23 protein-coding genes and 1 pseudogene are annotated in these 24669 nt (G+C 64.1%); 10 read left to right on the forward strand and 14 right to left on the reverse strand.

Annotated features, from left to right (window positions below; all coding sequences use genetic code 11):
* Positions 1-161 precede the first annotated feature (161 nt).
* Both P8192_RS14190 and P8192_RS14195 read left to right on the forward strand, forming a co-directional pair.
* A complete protein-coding gene (locus P8192_RS14190; RefSeq protein WP_278157647.1) occupies positions 162-959 on the forward strand; it encodes a nitrilase-related carbon-nitrogen hydrolase in 798 nt (265 codons plus the stop codon).
* Positions 956-1855: an Lrp/AsnC family transcriptional regulator gene (locus P8192_RS14195; RefSeq protein ID WP_278157648.1), complete on the forward strand. Its 900-nt coding sequence runs from the start codon at positions 956-958 to the stop codon at positions 1853-1855. The genes P8192_RS14190 and P8192_RS14195 overlap by 4 nt, the downstream gene beginning before the upstream one ends.
* Before the next feature lie 31 nt (positions 1856-1886).
* On the opposite strand, the gene P8192_RS14200 is transcribed toward P8192_RS14195, so the two are convergent.
* From P8192_RS14200 to P8192_RS14225, 6 genes are read right to left on the reverse strand one after another with little or no spacing between them, the layout of a single operon-like run.
* Positions 1887-2696, reverse strand: coding sequence for a pyrimidine reductase family protein (locus P8192_RS14200; RefSeq protein WP_278157649.1), 810 nt, complete (start codon positions 2694-2696; stop codon positions 1887-1889).
* Positions 2697-2723: 27 nt separating this feature from the next.
* Positions 2724-3629, reverse strand: a complete 906-nt coding sequence (gene folP / locus P8192_RS14205; RefSeq protein WP_278157650.1) for a dihydropteroate synthase — start codon at positions 3627-3629, stop codon at positions 2724-2726.
* On the reverse strand, positions 3626-4687 hold the full coding sequence (locus P8192_RS14210; RefSeq protein ID WP_278157651.1) for a pyridoxal-phosphate dependent enzyme: 1062 nt from the start codon (positions 4685-4687) through the stop codon (positions 3626-3628). The genes folP and P8192_RS14210 overlap by 4 nt, the downstream gene beginning before the upstream one ends.
* A gap of 44 nt (positions 4688-4731) precedes the next feature.
* Positions 4732-5496: an SDR family NAD(P)-dependent oxidoreductase gene (locus P8192_RS14215; protein WP_278157652.1), complete on the reverse strand. Its 765-nt coding sequence runs from the start codon at positions 5494-5496 to the stop codon at positions 4732-4734.
* A 43-nt stretch (positions 5497-5539) separates the two neighbouring features.
* Positions 5540-7183 carry an amidohydrolase gene (locus P8192_RS14220; protein WP_278157653.1) on the reverse strand — a complete coding sequence of 548 codons (1644 nt, stop codon included), beginning with the start codon at positions 7181-7183 and terminating at the stop codon, positions 5540-5542.
* Complete coding sequence (locus tag P8192_RS14225; RefSeq protein ID WP_278157654.1) at positions 7173-8369, reverse strand: aromatic amino acid transaminase; 1197 nt, start codon at positions 8367-8369, stop codon at positions 7173-7175. The genes P8192_RS14220 and P8192_RS14225 overlap by 11 nt, the downstream gene beginning before the upstream one ends.
* A gap of 214 nt (positions 8370-8583) precedes the next feature.
* Between P8192_RS14225 and P8192_RS14230 the strand changes: the two genes are divergently transcribed.
* Positions 8584-9885 (forward strand): aspartate aminotransferase family protein, encoded by a 1302-nt coding sequence (locus P8192_RS14230; RefSeq protein ID WP_278157655.1) that lies wholly within the window; start codon positions 8584-8586, stop codon positions 9883-9885.
* Here the strand turns inward: P8192_RS14230 and P8192_RS14235 are convergent.
* On the reverse strand, positions 9863-10597 hold the full coding sequence (locus P8192_RS14235; protein WP_347403415.1) for a M50 family metallopeptidase: 735 nt from the start codon (positions 10595-10597) through the stop codon (positions 9863-9865). The two genes, P8192_RS14230 and P8192_RS14235, sit on opposite strands and share 23 nt — an antisense overlap.
* Positions 10598-10634: 37 nt before the next feature.
* Here P8192_RS14235 and P8192_RS14240 point away from each other — a divergent pair.
* Positions 10635-10847, forward strand: a pseudogene (locus P8192_RS14240) (PadR family transcriptional regulator); the annotation flags it as partial.
* A gap of 61 nt (positions 10848-10908) precedes the next feature.
* Here the strand turns inward: P8192_RS14240 and P8192_RS14245 are convergent.
* A protein-coding gene (locus tag P8192_RS14245) for an IS3 family transposase (protein ID WP_278156091.1) occupies positions 10909-12131 on the reverse strand; the annotation gives its coding sequence in 2 pieces (ribosomal slippage) (positions 10909-11858 and positions 11858-12131; 1224 coding nt in all).
* A gap of 86 nt (positions 12132-12217) precedes the next feature.
* Between P8192_RS14245 and P8192_RS14250 the strand changes: the two genes are divergently transcribed.
* From P8192_RS14250 to P8192_RS14275, 6 genes are all read left to right on the forward strand, one after another.
* Positions 12218-13153: a permease prefix domain 1-containing protein gene (locus tag P8192_RS14250; RefSeq protein WP_278157657.1), complete on the forward strand. Its 936-nt coding sequence runs from the start codon at positions 12218-12220 to the stop codon at positions 13151-13153.
* Positions 13154-13264: 111 nt separating this feature from the next.
* Positions 13265-14719, forward strand: coding sequence for a type I restriction-modification system subunit M (locus P8192_RS14255; RefSeq protein ID WP_278157658.1), 1455 nt, complete (start codon positions 13265-13267; stop codon positions 14717-14719).
* Complete coding sequence (locus P8192_RS14260) at positions 14716-15858, forward strand: restriction endonuclease subunit S (RefSeq protein ID WP_270106848.1); 1143 nt, start codon at positions 14716-14718, stop codon at positions 15856-15858. Before P8192_RS14255 ends, P8192_RS14260 begins: the two co-directional genes overlap by 4 nt.
* Before the next feature lie 61 nt (positions 15859-15919).
* Complete coding sequence (locus P8192_RS14265) at positions 15920-16363, forward strand: helix-turn-helix domain-containing protein (RefSeq protein WP_278157659.1); 444 nt, start codon at positions 15920-15922, stop codon at positions 16361-16363.
* Positions 16360-16713 (forward strand): HepT-like ribonuclease domain-containing protein, encoded by a 354-nt coding sequence (locus tag P8192_RS14270; protein WP_270106846.1) that lies wholly within the window; start codon positions 16360-16362, stop codon positions 16711-16713. Before P8192_RS14265 ends, P8192_RS14270 begins: the two co-directional genes overlap by 4 nt.
* Positions 16710-20060, forward strand: coding sequence for a DEAD/DEAH box helicase family protein (locus P8192_RS14275; RefSeq protein WP_278157660.1), 3351 nt, complete (start codon positions 16710-16712; stop codon positions 20058-20060). Before P8192_RS14270 ends, P8192_RS14275 begins: the two co-directional genes overlap by 4 nt.
* Before the next feature lie 24 nt (positions 20061-20084).
* Here the strand turns inward: P8192_RS14275 and dnaB are convergent, their stop codons facing one another.
* The 6 genes from dnaB to rpsF form a co-directional block, all read right to left on the reverse strand.
* Entirely contained in the window at positions 20085-21461 is a 1377-nt protein-coding gene (gene dnaB / locus P8192_RS14280; RefSeq protein WP_270106845.1) for a replicative DNA helicase, read from the reverse strand.
* A gap of 523 nt (positions 21462-21984) precedes the next feature.
* On the reverse strand, positions 21985-22740 hold the full coding sequence (locus P8192_RS14285; RefSeq protein ID WP_278157661.1) for a YggS family pyridoxal phosphate-dependent enzyme: 756 nt from the start codon (positions 22738-22740) through the stop codon (positions 21985-21987).
* Positions 22741-22858: 118 nt separating this feature from the next.
* Complete coding sequence (gene rplI, locus P8192_RS14290; protein WP_278157662.1) at positions 22859-23320, reverse strand: 50S ribosomal protein L9; 462 nt, start codon at positions 23318-23320, stop codon at positions 22859-22861.
* A gap of 30 nt (positions 23321-23350) precedes the next feature.
* Positions 23351-23590, reverse strand: coding sequence for a 30S ribosomal protein S18 (gene rpsR, locus P8192_RS14295; protein ID WP_270106842.1), 240 nt, complete (start codon positions 23588-23590; stop codon positions 23351-23353).
* Between the two features lie 89 nt (positions 23591-23679).
* Complete coding sequence (locus P8192_RS14300; protein ID WP_270106841.1) at positions 23680-24273, reverse strand: single-stranded DNA-binding protein; 594 nt, start codon at positions 24271-24273, stop codon at positions 23680-23682.
* Positions 24274-24348: 75 nt separating this feature from the next.
* Positions 24349-24654, reverse strand: coding sequence for a 30S ribosomal protein S6 (rpsF, locus tag P8192_RS14305; protein WP_270106840.1), 306 nt, complete (start codon positions 24652-24654; stop codon positions 24349-24351).
* Between the last annotated feature and the right edge of the window lie 15 nt (positions 24655-24669).

The raw sequence follows: 24669 nt of genomic DNA on the forward strand, positions 1-24669 counted from the left end.
CCGCGTTTGTGTCGCCACCATCTCACCATCGCACGGCAGGACCGCCAACGATTCTCCATTGTGCCGCGATACTGCTCACTGCGCACATCATCTGCGCCGAATTCGCCGCGGAGTGTGTCCCAGCCCTCACCACGGTAGCGGTCTGCGGGCATACTGGGACCATGAAAATCGCCGTGTTCCAGGAAACCGCCGAACCATTGCGGATCGAGCACAATCTGGGTCTGATCAACGACGCCGCCGCTGCCGCTACCGAGCAGGGGGCCACGCTGTTGCTCACCCCGGAACTTTTCCCGGTCGGCTACGCGCCCGCGCGCGTGCGGGCCGAGGTGAGTGACGACGACGTCGCCGCCGCGCACCACGCCCTGGAGGAGATCGCCCGTCGTCACGCCATCGCCCTGGTGTACAGCCTGCCCGACGACGGCGCCCCCGAGCACCGCGGCATCACGGCCACCCTGGTGGACGCGACGGGTCAGCGCCTGGCCCACTATCAGAAGGTGCACCTGTTCGGACCCGAGGAGCGTGCCGCCTTCACTGCCGGCGATACCCCGCCACCGGTGGTGCACTACGGCGGCCGCGCTCTGAGCCTGGCGGTCTGCTACGACATCGAGTTCCCAGAGATCGCCCGGGCCGCGGCCACCGCGGGTGCGGAACTGTTGCTGGTGCCCACCGCCCTGGCCGGGGATGCCCCCGAGATTCCGCGGCTGCTCGTGCCGGCCCGCGCCCTGGAGAACCGGATGACGGTGGCCTACGCCAATCACACCGGGGTGGAGGACGGGCTCGATTTCGACGGGCGCAGCGTGGTGGCCGGTCCCGATGGCGCGGTGCTGGGCTCGCTCGACGGCGCCCCCGGGCTGCTCGTCGTCGACGTGGGCCCCCGCCCCACCCCCGGACCGGAGGGACCCTGGTATCTGGAGGACCTACGGCCCGAAGTACACCGGACCTGGCTGGATGCCGGATGACGCGCGACGTCGACGAAGCCCTCATCCAGGCGCTGCGCGAGGACGGCCGCGCCACCTACCGCGAGCTCGCCGCCCGGCTCGGGGTGCAGCGCTCCCTGGTCTCCACCCGGGTGCGCGCCCTGCTGGATTCGGGCCAGATCCGCATCGTCGCCGCGGCCGACCCGGCGTTTCTCGGCGACCGCGCCCTCGCCCACGTCTCCATCACCGGTCACGGGGACCTGTCCGCGCTCATCGAGGGGCTGTGCGCCCGCCCGGAGATCCCTCTGGTGTCCACAACGTCGGGTCCGGTGGATGTGGTGGCCGAGGTGCACGCCGCCGATGAAGCCGCCCTGCGGGAAACGCTGCGCTGGATTCGCGGGTTACCCGGCGCGGAAACCGTGCGGGTGAACCTCTACACCGACGTCGTGCGCGGTACTTTCGCCTCGCATTTCACCGGAACCGGCACCGTGGACCTCATTGACACCGCCCTCATCGAGCAGCTGCGTCACGATGGTCGCACCAGCTACCGCGACCTCGCCGAGCAGGTCCGGCTCTCCCAGACGGCGGTGCGGGCCCGGGTGCACCGGATGCTCGACGCCCGGATCCTGAAGATCAGTGCGGTGGTGCGCCAGGATGCCGCTTCCGACCGGGTGAAGGTCGGCGTCGGGCTGAACCTGGGCGGGGACGAGCGGTCCGTGTTGGCAGCGCTGGCCGAGAGCCCGGAGGTCGAGTTCACCGCACTCACCCTCGGCGGGTTCGACCTGATTGCCACGGTGGCCGGGGCCTCCCCGCGCGAACTCTTCGCCCGCTTGGACCGGCTCAAAGCGCTCGACGCCGTGCACCGGCTCACCAGCTGGCTGCACCTGCGCACCGTGAAGGAAGACTACTCCCGCGCCGTCTCCGCCGCGCGCGCGTAGCCGTCAGTCTTTCGCGCCCGCGCGCGTGAACCTATGCCCGCCGCGTCCGGTACCGCAGCAGCAGCTCGTTCCCGCAGCGCAGCACCCCGGTCAGTTCCATCTCGGTGGGCACGGCGGACGTCCCGCGGGTAATCCGCCCCGCCAGCCCGGACTCGACGGTGGGGGCGGCGGTCAGGCACAGCTCGTCCACCGCCCCGGCCGCCAGCAGCGCGGCGAACAGGGTAGGGCCGCCCTCGCAGTGCACCCGGTGCAGCCTGCGAGCACGCAGATCCGCCCGCAGTAACCCCACATCAAGCCCCGTTTCACCCACGACGACGACGTCAGCCACCTCGCTCAGCGCGGCCCGCCGCTCGGCGTGCAATCCGCCCCCGTCAGCCCCGGCTCCGCTGGTTCCACCGCGATGCGTGTACACCACCGGTCGCACCGGCGCCTCGGTGAAGATCGGCGAGTCCGGGTCCAGATCGAGCCGGCCGGACACCAGCGCGAACACCGGCTGCTCAGGCATCCCGCGGTCCCGGCGCCACGCGACGGCGTCGTCGTCGAGCACCATGGCCCCGTATCCCTCTTTCCGCGCGGTGCCGGCCCCGAGCATCACCACATCGGCCTGGCGGCGCAGCAACTCGAACACCGCCTCGTCCCCGGCGGTGCCCAGCGGACCGGACACCCCGCCCCGGGTCACCGCGCCGTCGAGACTCGTCACGAAATTCACCCGCAACCAGTCGTGCGCCTCCCCCTGACGCTCAGGAAACGCGTAGTGCTCCAACAGCTGCGCCGGGCTCAGGTCCTCGGCCGGGTCCGGCCACAGCCGGTCGATCCGCACGTTCTCGTCCTTCGTCCCCATCAGATCCGCCTCTTCCGGTCAGTACGCTCACACATTGTGGGTGGGATGCGTGTTGTGTTCCAGGCGCACCGGGGTCCTCCACCCCAGAATCGCCTCGGTCATCCGGGCGGCATCCACCGCGGCGACGACGTCGTGCATCCGCACAATCCGCGCCCCGGCCAGCACGCACGCCACCATCGCTGCCACAGACCCGGCCCCGCGCTCGTGTTTCGGCCGGTCCAGCACCTCGCCGATGAAGTCTTTGTTCGACACCGCCGCCAACACCGGCGCCCCCAGCCCGACCATCTCGTCCAGCCTGCGGGTCAGCTCCAGGGAGTGCAGCGTGTTCTTGTCCAGGTCATGCCCCGGATCGAGGATGATCCGCTCGGCCGGCACCCCGGCGTCGATGGCGCGCCGCATCCGCACCTCCAGAAAGTCCCGCACCTCGGTCACGACGTCGTCGAACCGCGCCGCCGGTTTCTCCTCCCGCGGCGGCCCCACACTGTGAGTGATCACCACGTGCGCGCCCGATGCCGCCACCACCTGAGCCATCTCCGGGTCGCCCAGTCCGGAGGTGTCATTCACGACGGCGGCCCCGGCCTGCACCGCCGCCCGAGCCACCTCGGCGCGGTAGGTATCCACGGAGATCACGACGTCGGACTCGGCCGCCACCGCTTCAACCACCGGGACCACTCGGTCGATCTCCTCGTGCACCGATACTGCGGGCCCGCGCCCGAACGGCACGCCGCCGATGTCGATCCAGTCCGCCCCCTGCTCGGCGGCCCGCAGCCCTGCCGTCACCGCCCGATCCAGTTCGAACGTGACTCCGGCGTCGTAGAACGAATCGGGGGTGCGGTTGATCACCGCCATCACCGCTATCTGGCGGGAGAAGTCGAAGGTGCGCCGCCCGATTCTGCGCACCTGTTGCTCAGGCCCTGGAGTCGTCCGGCTCATGGGCGCACCAGCTCGGCGAACCGGTCCAGGTCGATATTGCCGCCAGAGAGCACGACGCCGATGCGCAACGGTCCCTCTTCGGCAGACCCAGCAGCGCCCGCAGACCCAGCAGCCAACCACGCCTGGGCTCCGGCCAGGCCCAGGCATCCGGTCGGCTCGACCACCGTTTTCAGGTAGGTGGCCATGAACCGCATCTGATCCACCAGTTCGGCATCCGAAACGGTGAGGATCCCGGCAGCGTGGGCTTGCACCACCGGGAACGTCACGGCCCCCACCTGGGCGGTCTGCGCGCCGTCGGCGATGGTCTGCGGCACCGGAATCGTCACCCGTTCGCCGCGCTCCAGCGACTGCTTCACGTCGTCGCCGGCCTCGGGCTCCACCCCGTACACCGCGCACTCCGGGGCCACCGCAGCCGCCGCCAGCAGCGACCCCGCCAGCAATCCGGCCCCGCCGCAGGGCACCAACAGCGCGTCCAGCGTGGCCCGGTCAGCACCGGACATCTGCGCGACGTCCTCGAACAGCTCCAGGGCGGCCGTGCCCTGACCCGCGGCGATGTGCGGGTGATCAAACGGCGGGATGATGTGCCCGCCGGTGCCGGCGGCGAGCTGTTCCGCCATCGCCACCCGATCCTCGGTGTAGCGGTCATAGGGGACCACCTCCGCACCGTAGCCGAGGGTGGCCTCCAGCTTGGCCGCCGGGGAGTCCTCGGGCATCACGATGGTGGCGGTGCGCCCCTGCAGGCGGGCAGCCAACGCCACCGCCTGCGCGTGGTTGCCAGAGGAGTAGGCCACCACCGGGTCCCCGGCGGGTAGCCGGTGCAGGGCGTTATAGGCGCCGCGGAACTTGAACGCGCCGATCCGCTGCAGGTTCTCGGCCTTCAAAAACACCTGCACCTCGCGCCCGGCCGTCTCGCTCCACCCCCGGTTCAGTCGCGTCGAGGTGAGCACGGGGGTGCGGTGGGCGACGCCGTCGAGCACGTCCGCGGCGGATCGGACGTCGTCGACAGTGGGCACGGCCGAGACGGCAACAGAATCAGCGGGAAGAGCAGAATCAGACATAGCCTTCAGCCTAGCCGCGCGACGCCCACCCACCGAAGAGGCCGTCACTGCGCGGTGTATCCGCCGTCCACGGGAATCGACACCCCGGTGAGGTAGCTCGCTTCGTCCGACGCCAGATACGCCACGGCCGCCGCGGTGTCAGCGGTGGTGCCCAGCCGACCCAGCGGAATCTGGGAGACCACCGCCGCCAACGCGCCCTCGGGGTCGTCCTGGTCGGAGAGCCAATCCTCGATCAGCGGCGTCTTGGTCATGCCGGGGGCCACCGCGTTGACCCGGATCCCGTGCGGGGCCAGCTCCACCGCCGCACCGCGCGTGTAGGCCAGCAGCGCACCCTTCGAGGCGGTGTAGGTGGTCAGGGTGGCCACGCCCACGCTCGCCAGGCGGGAAAGCACGTTGATGACGGCACCGCCCCGTACCGAGAGCGGCTCGACGGCGGCGGAGGTCATCGCCATCGCCGCGAACGTGTTGATGGCGAACACCTCAGAAATCTCGGACACCGGAGTATCGGCGATCAGACCCGCGTGCCGACGCCCCGCGTTATTGACCAGCACGTCGAGCCGACCGAACCGCTCCAGCACCTCGCCCACCACCTGCGCCGGTTCGCCGGGCGCGGTCAGGTCGGCGGCGATCGCGAGCACCGGTCCAGACTCCGACTGCCCCACCCCGTCGTCGTGTCCCGAACCAGCCGTGCGGCTGGTCACCACCACCTGGAACCCGTCGGCCGCGAGCCGCTGGGCGATGGTCAGCCCGATCCCGGAGGATCCGCCGGTCACCAGCGCCACGCGCCTCTCATCCGATCCTGTGCTCATCGTGCCTCCCTTTGCTCGAGTCCTGGTCGCTCCCGGATACTCTTCACACCTCCGGGCTGCGGTGCGTGAATCGGCCGCCCACCATGGTCGCGTCCACCGGAATCGCATGAATCTCGCTGACGTCGACGTCGACCGGATGTTCCCGCAGCACCACCACATCCGCGAGCTGGCCGGGCACCAGCCGGCCCTTGTCACGCTGCCCGGTAACCTGCGCCGACCCCACCGTCGCTGCGGCAAGGGCCTCCTGAACCGTGATCCGCTGCCGGTGCCCGTACTCCCGACCGGCTTCAGTGAGACGCTCGACGAACGACTGGATGCCCCGCAACGGCGCCCCGGCGGTGACCGGCCGATCCGAACTGAGCGCCAGCGGCATGCCCGATTCGAGCACGCTGCGCGCCGGTTGCGCCCATTCGGTGCGTTCCGGACCCACCGCGGCGCGGATGCCCTCTCCGAACGTGCTGATGAAACTGGACTGCATCACGCAGGCGACGTCGAGCCGGGCCATCCGATCAATCTGGTCGGGCCGCACCACAATCCCGTGCTCCACCCGGTTCGGCACGCTCCGCGCCCCATCACGACGGCGCGCCTCCTCGATGATGTCCAGCGCCAGATCCAGAGCGGCATCCCCGACGGCGTGCAGGGCTACAGACCAGCCAGCGGCGTAGGCGGCAAGCACGCGGGCCCGCATCACCTCCGGGTCCTCCTGCAGGTAGCCGTGTTGACCGGGGCAGGCGTCATAGTGTTCGGTCACCTGCGCCGTGCGCCCAAGAATCGACCCATCGGTGAACACTTTGACCGGTCCCAACTGCAGTGCATCGTCACCCCAGCCGGTGCGCAGCCCGCCGCTGAGCCCCTGCCGCTCCGGTTCGTCGTCGTGCCCGCCCAGGCTCTGCAGCACATCGATGACCGGCATCACCTGCATCCGGGTGCGCAGGGTGCCGGCTTCACGCGCCGCCTGATAGCCGGCGAGCTCACCGGGTGCGTGGCCGATCCACCCGCCGGCCACCCCGGCGTCGGTCACGCTGGTCAGCCCCTCACGTGCGTACTGGGCGGTGGCCAAGTCCAGGGCGCGAGCGATGGTGTCGATCGAACTGGGCAACAGCAGGTCCTGGATGAGTTTCATGGCGCGCTCTTCGAGCACCCCCGTGGCACGCCCGGTCTCATCCACCACGATCCGCCCGCCGTCGATCTCCCGGTCCAGGTGCGCCCCCACCCCGGCTCGCTGCATGCCAAGCCCGCTGAGCTGGCAGGAGTGTCCGGAGGCGTGCTTGATCCACACCGGCCGCCCGTCTGAGGCCTCGTCCAAGGCGTCGGCATCGGGCACGGCCCCGCCGATCAGCACCGGGTTGAACCCCGAGGCGATCACCCATTCCCCCGGGTCGGTGTCTGCCGCCCGCGAGCGCACCACCCGGTACACGTCGTCCAGGCTGCGCACCGCCGATAGGTCCGCCTCGATCAGGGTCATCCCGTACCAGACCGAGTGCGCGTGCGCGTCGTTGAACCCCGGCAACACCGTGCGCCCACCCAGCGACACCACCTCGCGCGCGGTCAGCCCCGCGGCGTCGTCGCCGATCGCCACCACGCGCCCGTTCAGCACCGCCATACGGTCCACCTCTGCGGGCGAATCAGTGCCCGGACCAGCACCCGTAACCACCCGGGCATCGCGCAGGATCACATCAACCAGCATCGCGCACCCGATCATGCACCTCGAGGATCGCGTTCGCCAGCCGGTCCACCGCCGCGGTGGGCACCCCCGCCAGGTTGATCCGCCCCGAAGGCACGCCATACACCGCGTGGTCGATGCGCAGCCGGGCCATCTGTTCCGGGCTCAGCGGCAACCGCAAGAACATCCCCCGCTGATCCGCCAGCGCCGGCCATTCTGGCGCGTCCGAGGCCGCCGTCAACCCCCGCACCAGCCCTTCGCGCAATCCGGTGATCCGCTCCCGCATCTGGTCCAGCTCGGCACGCCACTGCGCGCGCAACCCGTCGTCGCCGAGCACCTCCGCCACCACCCGGGCACCGTGCGAAGGTGCCTGCGAGTACGCCGCCCGGGCGATCACCTCGAGCACCCCGTGCACGTACGTACCGCGCTCCGGGTTCGACATCACGGCGACGGCGCAGCCGGTGCGTTCGCTATACAGCCCCCACACCTTCGACGCGCTCACCGCCACGAGTCCCTCCGGCACGATCTCCAGCATCCGCCGCATCCCGGCCAGGTCCTCTTCCAGTCCGTCGCCCAGCCCGAAATAGGCGTGGTCAATCAGCGGGATCACCCCGGCCCGGTTCATCTCGTGTCCCAACTGCTCCCACACCGCCACGGGCATGGTCAGCCCGGTCGGATTGTGGCAGGCACCCTGCAACAGCAACACGTCCCCGGCCCGCGCGCCCCGCACCGCCTCGACGACGGCGTCGACGTTCAGATACCCCTCATTCTCGATGGCGTACTCCTGGATCCGCAGCCCGGCCGCCTGCAGCACCGGCACATGGTTCACGTACGCGGGAACCCCCAGGTGCACCGTGCGCTCCGGGCCGGTGATCGCCAACAGCTCGGCCAACAGCCGCAGCGCCCCCGTCCCGCCGACCGCCTGCAGCGAGCGCGCCCGCTGGGTCAGGTCGCTGTCGCCCAGTACCAGGTCGGTGATCCCCGCATTGAACTCGATATTGCCCGACGGGCTCGTGTACTCCTTGGTCGCGGCGATCGAGGCCAGCCGCAGCTCCGCCTCCTGCACCGCCTGCGGCACGGGGCACACCCCGTGCTCATCCCGGTACACGCCGATCACCAGGTTCAGCCGGTTCAAACGCAGGTCGGCGGCACATTCGGCCGTCAGCGCCCACAGCGGATCGAGTTGGAGGTCGGGTTGCGTCAGGAGCATGAGATCGCCTCGGCTTCCGGGTCGCGCCGTCGAGCTTTGCGGTCAGCCTAGTATGCAACCACCCTCGACGAAAAGATGCACCGCCCGATGTTCACCCGCGTGTTCCCCGCCACTTTCTTTAACCGGTGCTAGCTCCTAGCCTGGAAACAATGGCACTCAGATCCGTGCGTTTCTGAAGAAGCGTCGTCATCCACGTCGAAGAGAGGTCCAGCAGATGAGCAACACCGACCTGCACCCCCCGACCACCGCCACCGCCCCCCTCGTCGACGGACCCGCCCTCTGGCCGGCCCAGGCGCATACCCCCAGCGTGCTGGGACGTCAGCTCGTCATCGAGCGCGGTGAGGGTTCCTACATTCACACCACCGACGGGCGCCGTCTTTTCGACGGAACCGCCGGGCTCTGGCACGCCAATGTGGGGCATTCCCATCCGGAGTTGGCCCAGGCTGCATACTCCCAGATGCAACGGCTGGAGACTTATCACACCTTCGCCCGCTTCACGAACGATCAGGCCCAGGCCCTGGGTGAGCGCCTGGCCAGCATCTCGCCCATCGAGCGCTCCAAGGTGATCCTGAATTCCGGAGGGTCCGACGCCATCGACGTCGCCTGCAAGCTGGCGCGCCGGCATTGGCAGCGCGAGGGTCGACCCAGCAAGCAGCTCATTCTCAGCCGCGAATTCGCCTATCACGGCCTGCACGCCTATGGCACCTCGATCGCGGGCCTGGAGTTCAACCGTGAAGGCTACGGCACCGAGTCGCTCGTCCCGGAAACCGCGCGGGTTCCCGTGCACGACGCCGACGCCCTGGAGCGCATCATCCACGAGATCGGCGCCGACACCATCGCCGCCATCGTCACCGAGCCCGTCCAGGGCACCGGCGGGGTGAATCCTCCCGCGCCGGGTTACCTCGACAAACTGCAACGGCTGGCCCGTGAGAACGACATCCTGATCATCCTGGACGAGGTGATCACCGGGTTCGGCCGCACCGGCACCATGTTCGCGGCCGAGCGCTACCAGGTCGACCCCGACATCGTGACCTTCGCCAAGGGGGTCACTTCCGGCTACGCGCCCCTGGGCGGCATTCTGATCAGCCCCCGGCTGTGGGAGCCCTTCTACCGGGACTCACCGGACACCCCGGTCTTCCGGCATGGCTCCACCTACGGCGGTCACGCCACCTCCGCTGCCGTCGCCCTGGCGCACCTGGACCTGCTGGAGCGCGAGCAGCTGATCCCGCGCGTCCGCGAACTAGAAACGGTGCTGGACCAACAGCTCTCCGCCCTGGCCGAGCGAAACTCCGCGGTACAGGACGTGCGTGTGGCGGGCCTGCTCGGCGGCGTCACCCTGAATGAAAACCTCTCCGCAGAACGGGTGGCGGACGAGATCATCGAGCTCGGGTTCATCTCCCGGCCGCTGCGCGGCAACACCCTGCAGATCAGCCCGCCATTCATCATCAGCAACGACGAGCTCATCGCTTTCGTGAACGCCATCGACGAGGCCATCACCACGGAAATGACCCGGTAGCCGCATCGAGCATCAGCCACCCACCAGCTACGAGGCACCCAGCACAGACCAACCAATACACAGCAACCCACGCGACGGCGGGGATCCGGGTGAGGGCGGCCAGCTGGTCGGCGTCCGTGCCGCCGCTCACGCTACCCCGCCCCGACACGGCACGACGTCGCGCCCGCTGCAGGTCCACCACGGCTCGGGGCGCGATCAACAGCAGCGACCACACCAACAGGTACGCCATCCCGGTCAACATCGGCCCAGGGGCCAGCCACGACACCGCCGCAACCGCCACCCCGGTGGCCAGCACCACCCACAGCCCGTACAGGTTCCGGATCAGCACCAGCATGACCGCACACAGCAGCACCAGCAGCCACAGCCAGCCGGCGGCGTAACCGAGACTCACCAACCACGCGCCACCCAGGCCCAGTAGCGCCGGCGCCGGATAGCCCGCCAGCAGGGTCGCCACCATGCCGGGCCCACTCCGTCGCCCCCGACTCACCGTCACCCCGGAGGTGTCGGAATTCAACCGGATCCCGCTGAGTCGGCGTCCCACCAGCACCGCGACCAGGGCGTGCCCGGCCTCGTGGATCAGCGTGCCCACCTGCCGCACCATCCGGTATCCCAGCGGCGTCCACGTCACTACCAGCGCACCCACGCCGAGTGCCAGCACCACCAGCCAACTCAGCGGCGGCTGCACACTCGTCGCCCGCTCCCAGATCTCCATCACCACGCCACCAGATATAGCAGTCCCACCTGATCCCACGCTCTACCCCCTGCTGCGCCGCCTCGATAAACAAGGGCACCTCACTAGCGAGTGGAACACCGAAGAATCCCGACCCCGCAAGTTCTACCGCACCTCCGAACAGGGCCTCCGCCTGGCCGACACCCTGCACAGCGACTGGCTCGCACTCACCACATCCCTCACCTCACTCACCCCCGAGGGCTCCCCTGAAACATCTGGAGCATCGTCATGAGCGCCACCCTGACCGACCGCTACTGGGCTTGCCCGCAAGTTGTGGACATGTTCTTAGTTCATCAGGCCGTTGCCTGAAGTCTTTCTATCTCACCGGCTGACTGCTGTTCCCTAAGGGAATGTTCGTATTCCACCGGCGGGAGCATCCCGAGGGCCGAATGCAGTCGCCGACGGTTGTAAACCTGCTCAATCCAATGAACGACCCCAGCACGAGCTTCAGCCCGGGTAGCCCAGACACGACGGTCATAGAACTCGGTTTTCAATTTGGAGAACACGCTCTCTGCCATCGCATTATCGAAGCAAACCCCGGTCCGGCCGACTGACTGAGCCAAGCCCAAATCCCAACAGACTTTGTACGTGTCTTCACTGGTGTACTGGGCCCCTCGATCCGCGTGAAATACCAGGCCATCAGGCTTGTGATTCTGCCGGACCAAGCACGCTCTTCGCAGCGCGGATTCAATCAGCTCGGAGTTCTGCACCCTCGACATCGACCAGCCCAGCACGCGCCGGCTATGGGCATCGGTGACCAGGCACAGATACAGCCATCCTTCCCCGGTACGTAGATACGTCACATCACTGATCCAGACCTTGTCCAGTTCGCCTTGATCCCAGGTGCGCTTCACCCGATCTGGAATGCGATGCGGGCGTACTCCAGCGATCGTGGTCACCGGGGAGAACATTCGTGGGCTGATCCCTTCCAACCCCTGACGACGCATCGACGCAGCCACCGTTTTCCGATTGACGTTGATCCCTTCTCGGCCGAGTTGAGCACTGATCCGAGGCGCTCCATACACGTGACCAGACTCGGCATGAACGTCGCGAACCTTCGCGTCGATCTGTCGTTGACGTGCCGCACGCGGCCCGGGAGGACGACCTTCGCGACCGACCCAGGCGTAATAGCCCGAGGCGGAGACTCCTAATAATCGCGCCATGCGCTTGATTTGGTGATTGTGCTTCTCCACGTGCATCAGTTCAAACCGTTCCGGTCCTGACGCTTCTGCGCGAAGAAGCTCGCGGCTTTTCCCAGGAACTCATTGTCCTTTCTGGCCTCGTAGAGTTCCTTCGTTAGCTTCGCGTTCTCAGCTTCAAGCTCCTCGACGGTGCGTCGTTTCGTTGGCTGGCGAGACTCGCGCTCGATCTTCACCCACCGGCCAAGTGACTGTTCTCCAACGCCGATCTCTTCGGCGACAGCTCGGATGCTGCGATCGGTATCGATCACCAATCGAGCGGCTTCTCTTTTGAATTCCGGGGTAAAGCTCCGGCGTTTACTCGTCATGGTTCTCATCGTGACACCTTCCTGGTAACAGCCACAGCCGCCACCTTGCTCAGATGTCCACTAATTCAGGGTAAGCCCACTACATCGCGGCCACCGTGAAGTCACTGCCCGCCTCAGTCCAGGAGGACGTCCGCACCGAGCTGGAAGCTTCCATTCTCGACGACGTCGACGCCCGCATTGAGGCCGGAGAAACCCCGGAAGAAGCCGAGCGCGCCGTCCTCACTGCCCTGGGTGACCCGGCCGTCCTCGCCGCCGGGTACTCCAACCAGCCTCTGCACCTCATTGGCCCCCGCTATTTCATCGCGTGGCGCCGACTGCTGAAACTGTTGCTCATCATCGTCCCGATCTGTGCCTTCGGCGGGGTCGCCTTCGCCCAGGTACTGGCCAACTCCTCCCCCGGCGAGGTGGTCGGCCAGGCCCTCGGCGTCGCCCTGGCGTCGGTGGTGCATGTGAGCTTCTGGGTCACCCTGGTGTTCGTGATCTTCGAACGTACCGGTGCCGATACGGGCACCACTTGGGACGTCGACCAGCTGCCGGATTGGCAAGACCACGGCACCGGTCGCTCCGACCTGATCGCCACCCTGGTCTTCCTGGGACTGGCCCTCGGTGCCGTCCTGTGGGATCAACTGCGCGGATTCATCCACGTAGACGGGGAATCGGTTCCGATTCTCGCGCCGCAGTTGTGGCCCTGGTGGATGGTCGGGTTACTGGGATTGCTGGTACTTGAAGCAGTTTTCGCCATCGTGCTGTATCGACGACGGCGCTGGAGCACAGCTCTCGCCGTGGCCAACACCGCCCTGGCGATCCTGTTCCTCAGCTGGGCCATGACCCTGCTGGGGCGTGGCGACCTGTTCAGCGCCGAGCTGATCGAGCTGGCGCTGAGCAACGGGGTCAGCCAAGACACGCTGCGCACCCTCGGCGTGATTCTCGGATTCGGCATCGTGACCATCAGTGCGTGGGACATCACCGACGGCTGGTGGAAGACCCACCGCATGGGCCAGCAGATTGAGAAAGTTCCGCTGATAACCTGATGAAAATGCGCTCCCCACGCGCGTCACCCGTTTCAGCAGCACCCCAAAGGACCCACCGATGAGCTCTCTCCCGACACGATTCACTCTCCTCTTGTCGGATGGAGCTACACAGTGATCACCGGGGAACTGAAATCCAAGATCGACCGCGTGTGGGATGCCTTCTGGTCGGGAGGCATCAGCAATCCGCTGGAAGTCATCGAGCAGATCACCTACCTGCTGTTCATCCGCCGACTGGACGAGATCCAGACCCTCGCCGAGAATAAGGCACGGGTCACCGGCAAGCCGATCGAGAATCCAGTGTTTTTGGCAGGCCAGACGGATCTTCGGTGGAGCCACTTCAAGAACACCTCCCCCGAGGTGATGTTCAAGATCATCGGTGACGAGGTCTTTCCGTTCCTGCGTGGAATGGGCGATGGCACCACATACAGCCAGCACATGAAAGATGCTCGCTTCACCATCCCCACCCCGTCCTTGCTGTCGAAGGTCGTCGACATGCTCGACGGCATCCCGATGACCGACCGCGACACTAACGGCGACCTTTACGAATATCTGCTGTCGAAAATCGCCTCGGCTGGCGTGAACGGACAGTTCCGCACCCCGCGCCACATCATCGACCTCATGGTCCAGATGACCGCGCCGACAGCGGTCGATGAGATCTGCGACCCCGCCTGCGGCACCGCTGGATTCCTTGTCTCGGCGAGCGAGTACGTCCGCGAGACTCACAATGATGCGCTGCTGGATGCCACACAACGGCGCCATTTCCACCATTCGATGTTCCACGGCTATGACTTCGACTCGACCATGCTCCGCATCGGCAGCATGAACATGCTCATGCACGGTATCGAAGCCCCGGATATTCGTTACCGTGACTCACTTTCTGAGGGTGCCGCTGGGGATACCGAGAAGTACACGCTCATCCTCGCCAATCCGCCTTTCGCTGGGTCTCTGGACTACGAGTCAACCGCGAAGGATTTGCAGAACACGGTCAAAACGAAGAAGACCGAGCTGCTGTTCCTTGCCTTGTTCTTGAAACTCCTCAAGACTGGCGGTCGCGCTGCGGTCATCGTTCCCGATGGAGTACTGTTCGGCTTGAGCTCAGCTCACAAGAAGCTGCGCAAGACGCTCGTTGAAGACCAAAAGCTGGATGCCGTCGTCAAGCTTCCCTCTGGCGTCTTCCGCCCCTACGCCGGTGTCTCGACCGCCATCCTCTTTTTCACCAAAACGAACGATGGCGGCACGGATAACGTCTGGTTCTACGATGTGCGTGCCGATGGGTTCTCTCTGGACGACAAACGCAGCCCCGTTGAAGCAAACGATCTGCCGGATGTGCTGGCTCGCTGGCAAGCGCGAGATGCAGAAAAGGATCGCGCCCGCACCGACCAGTCGTTCTTCGTGCCCAAGACGGACATCGTCGCGCAGGGGTATGACCTCACTATCAACAGGTACAAAGAAGTCGTCTACGAAGAAGTCGAACATCCCGCCCCGCTCGACATCATCGCCGACATCGAGAAGTTGGATGCCGAAATCGCTGCCGACCTCGACGAGCTGAAGGCGATGCTCTCGTGAAAACAGTTGTCCTCGGCGATCTAATTCGTCCGGCGGGACGAAAGGCGGGCGCCGACACCAACTTCCCCGTTTACTCAGTGACCAAGCACTCGGGATTCGTACCGAGTTTGGAGTACTTCAAGAAGCAGGTATTCAGTCGCGAAGTCACCGGATACAAGCTTGTCGAGCCCGGGGACTTTGCTTATGCCACCATCCATCTCGACGAAGGATCCATCGGCATTGCACCCGAACGTGGACTCATAAGTCCGATGTATACGGTGTTCAGCGCTGACGGATCTCGCGTGGACTCTAACTACCTGATCCGGTTCCTCAAGAGCCCCCGGGCACTCGCGCATTACCCTCAGCTAGGCAAAGGCGCTATCCACCGGCGCAAATCGATTTCACTAAGCGCGCTCGGAAATCTCCCCATTCCCCTCCCCTCGATCCCCGAGCAGCAACGGATCGCGGCGCTCCTTGACCGAGCCGACGCGATCCGCACCAAGCGCCGCCAGGTTCTCGCCCACCTCGACTCGCTCACCCAGTCGATCTTCCACGACATGTTCGGTCACCCTTTTTCAAACGAACGCCATTTCCCGAAGGAGTCGATCGGCTCGCTCGCGACTGTGGAGACTGGCAACTCACCATCCCGCGCTTCCGCCGAGAATTTCGGCAATGCGATCGAATGGATTAAGTCTGACAATCTCGGCAATGTCATCGCGACGCGTGCAATCGAAGGGCTCTCCGAGACCGGAATGAGACGCGCTCGAATCGCCCCGGCTGGCTCCATCCTCGTCACCTGTATTGCAGGCAGTGCTTTAAGTATCGGTAAGGCCTCCATTGTCGATCGCCCTGTCGCTTTTAATCAGCAGATCAATGCGATACTCCCTTCTGATTCCATCGACGCCATGTTCCTGCTCGGTCAGCTAAAAACATTCCCTGAGCTAGTCCGTGGTAGGTCGACCGGAGGGATGAAAGGTCTCGTCAACAAATCAGCATTCGCCTCGATAGAAGTCCTTGTGCCACCCCGAAAAACCCAACGCATTTACGCTCAACGCATGCAAGTACTTATAGGTTTACGACAGGCCACCCTTCATGCACTCACCGCCGACGATGACCTCTTCGCCTCACTTCAGTCCCGGGCATTTCGGGGAGATCTCTAAACCAAGCCATTCAGGTAGCCACTTATATCGCCCGCGATAACCCTTGCACTACAGTAGAGATATGGATATTCGGGCTGAGCGACTTGCGGCAGGCATGAGCCAGTCGCAGCTGGCACGCGCCGCAAAGGTTTCGCAACCGAATATATCCGCCTACGAGAACGGCCGCCGCGAGCCCAGCCCCGAGGTGCTAGAACGACTGCGCCGCGCTCTCAACGCGCCACCAATGCACCGAATTGACCAGCACCGCGCCGACATCCACCGCCTCGTTTCCGAGCACCGTGCCGCCGCGCCCCGCATCTTCGGATCAGTGGCACGCGGTGACAATACCGCAGGCTCCGACCTCGACCTACTCGTCGACTTCACGCCGGATGCCAGCCTGCTCGACATCATCGGACTCCGGCTCGACCTGGTTGATCTACTGCACATCGACGTCGATGTGGTGGACGTCGATTCACTTCGTGGGGAGATGCGCGAGCGGATACTCAAGGAAGCCGTCGCCATATGACCTCGGAGGCGGCGAAAACGCAGGATGCGGCAACACGCGTGGTTGCAGTGTGCGACGTGATTAGCGACATCGTCTCCGCAGGCGAGGAGAAATTCCTTGCGAACGTCCAAACTCAGTGGGCCGCCCAGATGGGGCTCATCCGCATCGGCGAAGCTGTATCGAAGATCCCTCTTCCCGTGCGTGAGCGCTTCCCCGCCCAGCCATGGCGAGCAATCATCGACATGCGCAACTTTGCCGCCCACCAATACGACGACCTCAACCAACACCGCGTATGGCGCACGATCGTGAGCGACGTGCCCGCGCTGCGCACGTATCTCATCGACACCGTCATCCCTGGGGTGGATACATGAGCAACTTCGCCTTCCTGCGAGAGACGATCCCACAGCTGTTCACCGACGCTGCCCGGGCGGAGTCCTATCTCGCGTCCGATCCGCGCTCGGCGTGCTTCTACAGTCGCCGCGCTGTCGAGCTCCTAGTCGACTACCTCTACGACGTGCTGTCGCTACGGGAGCCGTACCGAAGTGACCTTGCCGCGAAGATCAGTGACGCCTCGTTCAAAACACACGTGCCACCAGCCATCGGACAAAAGCTCACGGCAATCAGGCGCATGGCAAACACGGCCGTCCACGACACTCGGCAGATCAGCCAAGAAACGTCACTTGCAGTGTTGCGAGAGCTGTTCAACGTCATCGTCTGGGCGTCCTACCACTACTCTCCTCGGCCTGATGTGGTGCCCCTCCAGGCGCGGTTCGACCCAGCTCTAGCCGCCCGTTCAGCCCCGCTCTCACGCGAGGAGATTTCCCAACTTACGGAAAAATTCCGCGAGCAAGATGAGGAGCACGCCCGTGTGCTCGCCAAGAGGGATGAGCGGCTCGCGGCACACGAGGCCGAAATCGCCGAACTTCAGGCGAAAATCGCTAAGGCCCAGGCGTCCGTCGCGCCAGACACCCGGGACTACGACGAAGCCGCCGCGCGCGATCAGTTCATCGACGTTCTCCTGCGCGAGGCCGGCTGGCCCTTGGACCAAGACCGCGATCGCGAATACGAAGTCCAAGGTATGCCCACCGCTGAGGGGCGTGGCTTTGTCGACTATGTGTTGTGGGGTGCCGATGGTCTGCCGCTTGCGGTGATCGAAGCGAAGCGCACGGCAATGTCGCCGGACGTCGGGCAGCAACAGGCGAAGCTCTATGCCGACTGCCTGGAGCGCGAGTTCGGACGCCGACCAGTGATCTTCTACACCAACGGCTACGTCCACCGCATCTGGGACGACGCGGGGGGCTACCCGCCGCGCGAGGTTCAAGGCTTCTACACACGTGACGAGTTGGAATTACTCATCCAACGCCGACGCACAAAGCAACCGCTGTCGCCCCAGCCTGTGAACACTGATATCGCAGGGCGTCCGTACCAGGTGCGGGCGATCAAAGCCGTTAGCGATGCCTTCGATCGTCATCAGCGCGAAGCACTCCTGGTGATGGCCACTGGCTCCGGGAAGACCCGCACCACGATCGCTCTGGTCGATCTGTTGCAGAAAGCCAACTGGGTCAAACGAGTGCTGTTTCTTGCCGACCGTACCGCGCTCGTGAAACAGGCTGCGAACGCCTTCAAAGCCCACTTACCTGGGTCGACTACCGTCAACCTTGTCACCGAGAAGGCCGTCGACGGGCGCGTCTACGTCTCGACCTATCCGACCATGATGAATCTCATCAACGAGGTCGACAACAAACTGCGGCGCTTCGGACCAGGATACTTCGACCTCATCGTGATTGATGAGGCGCATCGCTCCATCTACGCCAAGTACGGCGCAATTTTCGACTACTTTGACGCCATGCTGGTCGGCCTGACTGCCACCCCGAAGGACGAAGTCGACCACAATACCTATCGACTGTTTCACCTTGAGGATGGTGTCCCCACCGACAATTACTCGCTCGATGAAGCCGTGGACGAGGGGTATCTCGTGCCTCCGCGTGGCGTGAGCTTTGACGGTGGCTTCTTGCGCGCAGGAATTCAGTATGCCGACCTGAGTGAGGAAGAGAAGGAACAATGGGATTCCCTTGACTGGGGAGATAACGGCCCGCCCGACGAGGTCGGGGCCGAAGAGATCAATCGATTCCTATTCAACGAAGACACCGTCGATAAGGTCCTCGAGACGCTGATGGTACGCGGCTACAAGGTGGCCGGCAGCGACCGTTTGGGTAAGACCATCATCTTCGCGAAAAATCAGAAGCATGCCGAATTCATCCAGCGTCGCTTCGACCTCGCCTATCCGGAGTATGCGGGCCATTTCGCCCGTGTCATCACGCACGGCACCCCGTACGCGCAAAGTCTCATCGACGACTTCTCGGTTCCGGACAAGGCGCCGCATATTGCGATCAGCGTCGATATGCTCGACACCGGAATTGATGTGCCCGAGGTTGTGAACCTCCTGTTCTTCAAGATGGTGCGATCCAAGTCGAAATTCTGGCAGATGATCGGCCGCGGCACACGATTGAGCCCCGACCTCTTTGGACCAGGAGAAGATAAACAAGACTTTCTCGTCTTCGATTTCTGCGGCAATCTCGAGTACTTCGGCCAAGACCTTCCCGGCTCGCAAGGCCAGATCCAAAAATCGCTCTCACAGCGATTGTTTGAGGCCCGTCTCGGGCTCGTGACCGCACTGGGCGACGCTGAGCCAGAGTTACGCACCTCGACCGCAGCTACGCTACATTCAATCGTCGAGGGGATGAACCTCGACAATTTCGTCGTACGTCCCCACCGTGCGGCAGTCGAGGAATTCGCCGAGAAGGATGCGTGGAAGCAACTCACGCCCGCAAAAGCCGAGCGGCTGCTGCCCATCGCCGGGCTACCCACCTCAGTCCGCGATGACGACGAGGACGCCAAACGATTCGACTTGCTGATTCTTCGTCGACAGCTGGCACAACTCGATGGGGACGCGATACTCGCCGAACGGATCCGAGAAACCGTCCAGCATATTGCGACATCCTTGCTCAGCAAGCTAGCAATCCCGTCTGTGGCGGAGCAGAGCGTTCTGCTGGAATCAATAGCTGGCGATGAGTGGTGGTTCGACGTGACACTACCGATGCTCGAACTTGCACGACAGCGGGTTCGTGGCTTGGTGCGCTTTATCGAGAAGACCCAGCGGAGTCCCGTATACACAGATTTCGAAGACCTCTTGGGGGACGGTGTAGAAGTCGATTTTCCGCGCATCACCCCAGGCACTGACTTCGTACGCTTCCAGTCCAAGGCAGAAGCGTATCTTCGCCAGCACTTGGAACATCTTGCGCTGCAGCGGCTCCGCAGAAATAAGCAACTCACTCCGGGCGATCTCTCGGAGCTCGAAGGCATGCTCGTCGAAGCCGGTGCCGGACCTATCGACATCGTTTGGGCGAATGAGCAAGGCGGGGGCCTCGGGATCTTCATCCGCGGTCTCGTCGGACTCGACCGGGCCGCTGCCGCTGAAGCATTCAAGGACTATCTGGATGAGACCAGGTTTACCGTCGATCAGGTCCGTTTCGTCAATCTCATCGTTGACGAGCTGACGCGCAACGGTGTGATGGACCCAGAGCGCCTGTTCGAGCCTCCATATACCGACCATGCACCAATAGGACCGGATATGGTTTTCCCTCAATCTGACGTGGAGGTCATCATCGATACCTTGCACGACATACGCAACACCGCCGTGCCACCAGAGGTGGCGTAGCTCCCCTCAGAAGGCGTGCTCGGCTTAGAAACCGCCTGAATCGGTGGCCATGTTGGAGAAGCGCGAGTAGTGGCCCTGGAATCCGACCACAATGGTCTTGGTGGGGCCGTTACGGTGCTTGGCCACGATCAGGTCCGCTTCACCGGCACGCGGTGATTCCTTGTCATAGATGTCTTCACGGTGGAGCAGGATGACCATGTCGGCGTCCTGCTCAATCGAGCCGGATTCACGCAGGTCGGAGACCTGAGGCTTCTTGTCGGTGCGCTGCTCAGAACCACGGTTCAGCTGGGACAGCGCGATCACCGGCACCTCGAGCTCTTTGGCCAGCAGCTTCAGTGCACGCGAAAATTCGGCAACTTCCTGCTGACGGGATTCCACGCGCTTGCCCGAGCTCATCAGCTGCAGGTAGTCGAGAATCACCAGCTTCAGGTCGTGCTTCTGCTTGAGTCGACGGCATTTGGCGCGGATCTCCATCATGGACATGTTCGGGGAGTCATCGACGAAGAACGGGGACTCGTTGAGCCGACCGACGGTCGCGGCGATCTGGGTCCACTGCTCATTACGGATGGTGCCCTTGCGCAAATCCTGCAACGCGATCGTGGCCTCGGCCGACAGCAGACGCATGGCGATCTCGTTCTTGCCCATTTCGAGGGAGAAGAACACGGTGGCCATGTTGTTCTTGATGGCCGCTGAGCGGGCGAAGTCCAGGGCCAGAGTGGATTTACCCACTGCGGGGCGGGCAGCGATCACGATCATCTGACCGCCATGTAGGCCCTGGGTCAGCTCGTCGAATTCATAGAAGCCGGTGGGCACACCAGACATGCCGTCCCCGTGGGATCCGGCCGCTTCGATCTCATCCACGGTGTGCTCGAGAATGTCCGCCAGGGCGACGTAGTCCTCAGACTGACGCCCCTCGGCCACCTTGTAGACCTCGGCCTGGGCCTCGTTGACGATTTCCTCGACTTCGCCGTCCTGGACGTAGCCCATCTGCGCGATCTTGGTACCCGCGCCCACCAGGCGTCGCAGCACCGCCTTCTCACGCACGATTTCAGCATAGAAACCGGCGTTGGCCGCGGTGGGCACCGACTGCACCAGTTCGTGCAGCGTTGCCGCGCCACCGACGCGCTGGAGCTCCTGGCGCCGGTTCAGCAATGCGGTCACGGTGATGGCGTCGGCGGGCTCCCCGCGGCCATACAAGTCGATGATGGCTTCGTAGACTAGCTCATGACCAGGAGAGTAGAAGTCGCGTCCGCGGATGATTTCCACGACGTCGGCAATCGCATCCTTGGAGAGCATCATCCCACCCAGTACCGAGCGTTCAGCATCGAGGTCCTGGGGAGGGGTGCGGTCATCGCGTGGGGCGCCGGAGCTTTGGGCGGAATCAAACCGCGTAGACGTCACTGTTGCTTGATTCCCTTCCCCGAAACCCTCGCTCCGGCACCCTCACGCTTGGACCCCAAGAGCAGGAGGATGCACGCCGGAATACTGGTGCCAGCAGGCCGGCCAATATCCACTCGCTCAGGGGGAATACCACGTGACACTACTCGGCTTAGACATATCACTCAACCGCGTGTCGACCCCAGACTGTGGATAACTTGTGAATTAAGTACCCACATGTGTGAAGTGTTTGGGGATAACTGGTGGAGAACCCGTGTCACTCCGTGCACAACAGCCCTCTGACTTGGGATTTTGCAGAACCTGGTGTGTGGACTCAGAGAATTTTTGCCCCAGTTTTTCCGCCTTGCACTAGGGGATTTTGTGTGGCAGTGGGAGTGGAACCGGGGCGAACTCCACAACGTAGTACGTTTATCCACAGCCTATCCACACCTGTTAATCCCGGAATAAAGCCAATGCTGAACACAAGGTGTCTGAACTTCGAACACCTGATGGAACACCGGTGCTCAGTTCCGGTTCTGCGTGGAACTTATTTTTGCTTCGGAAGGACAGGTCTGGCACCAAAAATCGCTTGGCCCACACGCACCACATTGGTCCCTTCAGCAATGGCCAATTCGAAGTCGCCGGACATCCCCATCGAGAGCTCACCGGGACCGATCAGCTCCGGTGTGGATTCCCTCGCGTCGTCGCGCAGCTGACGCAGTAACTGGAAACAACCACGCACCTGCTCGACGTCTTCGGAGTGCACAGCAAGCGTCATCAGACCGCGCACCCGCAAACGAGAGAACTGCGGCAAGGTTGCCAAAAATTCTGGCAGCTCATCCGGGTTCAGCCCCGACTTTGCTTCTTCGGCCGACGTGTTGACCTGGACGTAGACGTCCAGGGTGCGGTCCTCGGCCTCCAGGCGGCGTTCTAAGGCCTCAGCGACCTTGATCCTGTCCAAGGCCTGGAACTCGTGCGCGTAGCGCGCCACGTCGCGAGCCTTGTTGGTCTGCAGAGGTCCGATGACGGCCCAGTGGAGGTCCAGATCGGAGAGCTCTTGAGCCTTGCGGGAGACTTCTTGGACTTTGTTCTCTCCAAGTCCGGTCATGCCCGCTTCGATAGCGAGACGCAGCCTTTCCGATGGCACAGTTTTCGAAACGGGCAGCAGCCGGATTTCCGAGGCATCCCGGCCAGCCCGCTGTGCAGCAGCGTCGATGCGTGCACGCACAGCATCGAGGTTCTCCCGAAATTCGGCAACTGATTCCGGAGTGGGGTGTGGAGCTGGAGTGGCAGAGGTCGACATGGCCATGACCTTAACACACCAGAAACAGAACCAGGGCAGGAACCCGATTCGGGTTCCTGCCCTGGTTCTTAGCGTGAAACGCCGCGGCGCCTCAGCAAGTGGTCTGAGCTACGTCAGTTCACTTCTTCTTCTTGATCGCGACAACCTGCAGGCTGATCACGGCGAGAACGTCGTCGTGCAGACGCACCTGTGCCTGGTAGTTCCCGGTGGCCTTGATGGGCTTGGGGATGGTCACCTTGCGCTTGTCGATCTGGCCGAGACCAGCGTTCTCGACAGCGGTGGCGATGTCAGCGGGCTTCACGGCGCCGAAGAGGCGGCCGGATTCACCAGCGGTCACGTCGAGACGCACTGCAGTGGACTGCAGCTTCTCGGCCAGGGCCTGAGCATCTTCGAGGTTCGCGATCGCACGGGTCTTACGAGCCTCGCGGATCGCCTCGACCTGCTTCTCCCCACCCTTGGTCCACGCGGTAGCGAAACCGCGGGGCACCAGGTAGTTGCGAGCGTAGCCGTTCTTGACCTCTACGACGTCACCGGCAGAGCCGAGACCGGATACTTCCTGAGTCAGAATGAGCTTAGCCATCTGTATCTATTTCCTTCCTCGACGTCTCGATCAGCCGCGGCCTGCGCCGGAGTAAGGAAGCAGGGCAACCTCACGGGCGTTCTTGATGGCCTGGGCGATCTTGCGCTGCTCCTGCACGGACACGCCAGTGACGCGACGTGCGCGGATCTTGCCGCGGTCGGAAATGAACTTGCGCAGCAGGGCGACATCTTTGTAGTCAATGACCTCGATGTCGGCCGCCTTCAGCGGGTTGGACTTTGGTTTGGGCTTACGAATTTCAGCCTTTGCCATCGTGGTGCTCCTTTGAGTTGGGGAGCCCGCAGATCAGTCTGCGGGATGGGTGAATATTGGGTGTAACTAAGGGGAATGAGCTGTTCGGGTTAGAACGGGGGCTCGTCGTTGCGCGGGGTATCCCACGAACCAGCCGAGGGGGCGCCACCCCATGGGTCGGCCTGGCCACCACCGGAGTTGCCTCCCTGGTTGCCACCGCCCCAGCCGCCGTTGCCGCCGGAAGACTGGTTGCCGCCACCCCAGCCGCCGCCGTCATTCCCACCGAAGCCGCCTCCGGCGTTGCCGCCCGAGTTGCCTCCGAAGCCTCCGCCGCCGGAGCGGGGAGTGCGGGTCACTTTGGCGGTGGCGTAGCGCAGGGACGGTCCGACCTCGTCGACGTCGAGTTCCCAGTTGGTGCGCTGTTCGCCGTCGCGGGTTTCGAAACTACGGGCGCGCAGGCGGCCCTGGACCACCACGCGCATACCCTTGGTCAGCGATTCCGCGACGTTCTCAGCGGCTTCACGCCAGACGGAGGCACGCACGAAAAGCGTCTCGCCGTCCTTCCATTCGTTGGACTGACGGTCGAACGTCCGGGGAGTTGAGGCCACCGTGAAGTTCGCGACAGCCTGCCCCGACGCGGTGAACCGCAATTCGGGATCGGCAGTCAGGTTACCCACGAGGGTGATCACTGGTTCTCCGGCCATAATGTCCGCTCCTTTGGTGCTTCCGTGTCTCTGGCGTGTATCAGCTCAGTGTCTTGACGCAGTCACAGCGTCGAGTCACTTGGCGGAGATCTTCTGCTCTTCCGGGCGGATGATCTTCGTGCGCAGGATGGTTTCGTTCAGGCCGAGCTGACGATCCAGTTCCTTCGAGGTCTCCGGAGTGGAGGAGAAGTTGACGACCACGTAGATCGCCTCTTCCTTCTTCTGGATCTCGTAGGCCAGGCGACGACGGCCCCAAACGTCCACATTCTCCACGGATCCGCCATCTTTGGTGACGACGTCGAGGTACTTGCGAATGGTCGGTTCAACGGTGCGCTCGTCGACCTCAGGGTCGATCAGCACCATCAGTTCATATGCACGCATGCGAACCCACCTCCT

It is taken from the genome of Citricoccus muralis, from assembly GCF_029637705.1.
GTDB lineage: Bacteria > Actinomycetota > Actinomycetes > Actinomycetales > Micrococcaceae > CmP2.

Coding starts and splice junctions, on each gene's coding strand:
- P8192_RS14190 (WP_278157647.1), top strand. CDS start 162: ATGAAAATCGCCGTGTTCCAGGAAACCGCCGAACCATTGCGGATCGAG.
- P8192_RS14195 (WP_278157648.1), top strand. CDS start 956: ATGACGCGCGACGTCGACGAAGCCCTCATCCAGGCGCTGCGCGAGGAC.
- P8192_RS14200 (WP_278157649.1), bottom strand. CDS start 2,696: ATGGGGACGAAGGACGAGAACGTGCGGATCGACCGGCTGTGGCCGGAC.
- folP (WP_278157650.1), bottom strand. CDS start 3,629: ATGAGCCGGACGACTCCAGGGCCTGAGCAACAGGTGCGCAGAATCGGG.
- P8192_RS14210 (WP_278157651.1), bottom strand. CDS start 4,687: ATGTCTGATTCTGCTCTTCCCGCTGATTCTGTTGCCGTCTCGGCCGTG.
- P8192_RS14215 (WP_278157652.1), bottom strand. CDS start 5,496: ATGAGCACAGGATCGGATGAGAGGCGCGTGGCGCTGGTGACCGGCGGA.
- P8192_RS14220 (WP_278157653.1), bottom strand. CDS start 7,183: ATGCTGGTTGATGTGATCCTGCGCGATGCCCGGGTGGTTACGGGTGCT.
- P8192_RS14225 (WP_278157654.1), bottom strand. CDS start 8,369: ATGCTCCTGACGCAACCCGACCTCCAACTCGATCCGCTGTGGGCGCTG.
- P8192_RS14230 (WP_278157655.1), top strand. CDS start 8,584: ATGAGCAACACCGACCTGCACCCCCCGACCACCGCCACCGCCCCCCTC.
- P8192_RS14235 (WP_347403415.1), bottom strand. CDS start 10,597: ATGGAGATCTGGGAGCGGGCGACGAGTGTGCAGCCGCCGCTGAGTTGG.
- P8192_RS14265 (WP_278157659.1), top strand. CDS start 15,920: ATGGATATTCGGGCTGAGCGACTTGCGGCAGGCATGAGCCAGTCGCAG.
- P8192_RS14270 (WP_270106846.1), top strand. CDS start 16,360: ATGACCTCGGAGGCGGCGAAAACGCAGGATGCGGCAACACGCGTGGTT.
- P8192_RS14275 (WP_278157660.1), top strand. CDS start 16,710: ATGAGCAACTTCGCCTTCCTGCGAGAGACGATCCCACAGCTGTTCACC.
- P8192_RS14285 (WP_278157661.1), bottom strand. CDS start 22,740: ATGTCGACCTCTGCCACTCCAGCTCCACACCCCACTCCGGAATCAGTT.
- rplI (WP_278157662.1), bottom strand. CDS start 23,320: ATGGCTAAGCTCATTCTGACTCAGGAAGTATCCGGTCTCGGCTCTGCC.
- rpsR (WP_270106842.1), bottom strand. CDS start 23,590: ATGGCAAAGGCTGAAATTCGTAAGCCCAAACCAAAGTCCAACCCGCTG.
- P8192_RS14300 (WP_270106841.1), bottom strand. CDS start 24,273: ATGGCCGGAGAACCAGTGATCACCCTCGTGGGTAACCTGACTGCCGAT.
- rpsF (WP_270106840.1), bottom strand. CDS start 24,654: ATGCGTGCATATGAACTGATGGTGCTGATCGACCCTGAGGTCGACGAG.